This is a genomic window from Taibaiella koreensis (genome assembly GCF_003545715.1).
Taxonomy (GTDB): domain Bacteria; phylum Bacteroidota; class Bacteroidia; order Chitinophagales; family Chitinophagaceae; genus Taibaiella; species Taibaiella koreensis.
On record NZ_QVNU01000019.1, the window covers coordinates 1 to 2,032 of the forward strand.

The 2,032-nt window shown below is 52.9% G+C and carries 1 protein-coding gene; it reads left to right on the plus strand.

Annotated features, from left to right (window positions below; all coding sequences use genetic code 11):
* On the plus strand, window positions 1–2,032 hold a 2,032-nt coding region (locus tag DZK30_RS25535; protein ID WP_162903473.1), incomplete at both ends, for a condensation domain-containing protein.

A 2,032-nucleotide genomic window follows, 5' to 3' on the forward strand; every position in this document is an offset into this window, starting at 1 on the left:
GCACCGCAGGGTGTAGCGGGTGAGTTGTGTGTGGGTGGTGCCGGGCTGGCCAGGGGTTACCTGAATCGTCCGGAGCTCACGGCACAGCGGTTTATCGATCATCCTTACCATAAGGGGGAAAGGCTGTACCGCAGTGGTGACCTGGCCCGGATGCTGCCGGATGGCGATTTTGAATATCTGGGAAGGATCGACCATCAGGTAAAGATCAGGGGTTTCAGAATAGAGCTGGGGGAAATAGAGAGTAAACTCTTGCTGCATACGGCGGTCAAGGATGTGCTGGTCGTGGATCGTGAGGATGTCTCCGGCGATAAATACTTGTGTGCCTATGTGGTGGCCGAGGATAGCCTTACGGCCGCGCTGCTGCGTCAGCACCTGGCGGCTTTACTGCCCGGGTATATGGTACCGGCTTTCTTCGTATTGATGGAAAGCTTTCCGCTTACGGCCAATGGCAAGATCGATCGTAAGAAATTACCGCAGCCTGGGGCTTCGGAGTTGTCCGAAGCGTTGTTTGAGGAACCGCAGACCGCCACAGAAAAGTTGTTGGCGGAACTCTGGATGCAGGTACTCAATGTACCCAGGGTCGGACGGCACGATAACTTCTTCGAGCTCGGAGGACATTCACTTAAAGCGACCAATACGGTTGCCAGGATATTTAAAACATTCGAGGTAAGCCTGCCTTTAAATGTATTTTTCAAGCAACCTACTATACTGGATCAGGCAGCCTTTATCGACCGGCAGCACAAAGAACAGGTAGCACAAATAGAAGCTATTTCGGGCAGGGCGATGTATCCCCTCTCTTCCTCCCAGAAACGGTTGTACCTGTTGCACCAGATCGATGGCGCCGACAACAGCTATAATATACCCAGGGCCTTTTGGATAAAGGGCCGCGTCGATCATCAACGACTGGAACATTGCTTCCAGACCCTGATCGACAGACATGAGATACTCAGGACTGCCTTCGAGATGCATGATGGGGTGCCGGTCCAGATCGTTAAAGAGACGCTGCCTTTCCATATTGGTGTTGTAGAAGGGTCTGTCAAGGATAAAGACCAATTGATCGGCTCCTTTATCCGCACCTTCGACCTGGCGGCTCCTCCCCTGCTCCGGGTGCAGCTTTGCCACCTCGAACAGGAGCAGCAACTCCTGCTCTTCGACATGCATCATATCATCTCCGATGGGGTATCGGCTGTTTTGTTTATGGAGGAGCTGATGCGGTTGTATCATGGTCAAAGCCTGGAACCGCTTGCTTTGCAGTATAAGGATTTTGCGGCCTGGCAAAACGACTTCCTGGCTTCCGGTGCGCTCAAAGAGCAGGAGGCTTACTGGCTCAGGCAGTTTGCCGATGAGGTACCGGTGCTGAACCTGCAGACAGACCTGCCCAGGCCGGCACAAAAGACGTTTAAGGGCAAACGCAAGCGGGTCCAATTGCCGCAGGCGCTTTGCCTGGCGCTGGAAACAACGGCCAGCCAATTGGGTTACACGCTCAATCAATTGCTGCTGGCTACGTTCAAGGTATTGTTGTATAAGTATTCGGGCAACGGGGATATCGTGGTGGGCAGCCCTGTGGCGGGCCGCACCCGGGCCGAACTAGATAAGGTGCTGGGTGTTTTTATCAATACACTGGCGCTGCGTTCTTATCCTACGGGACAGAAAACGTTCCGCGCGTTCCTGGCAGAGGTAAAGCAGGCTAGTGTCGATGCTTTAAAGAACCAGGAGTATCCTTTCGAGCTGCTGATCGAACAACTGGACCTGAAAAGGGATATGGGCCGCAACCCGCTTTTCGATATCATGTTCTCTTTCGTGCATGAGGACAATACGGAGCTCGCTTTGGGGGATGCTTTGCTGGAACCCGTAAAAAGCATTTATGATACCAGCAAATTTGATCTCCTGCTGGAAGGGGTAAAGTCCGTTAAGGGTATCGAGCTGAAGCTGGAATACAGTACGGATCTTTTTACCGAGGGTACGGTGACGGCGCTGCTGGAGCATTATGTACAGCTTTTAGAAGATACCCGGCTTAACCTGGACCGGTCCT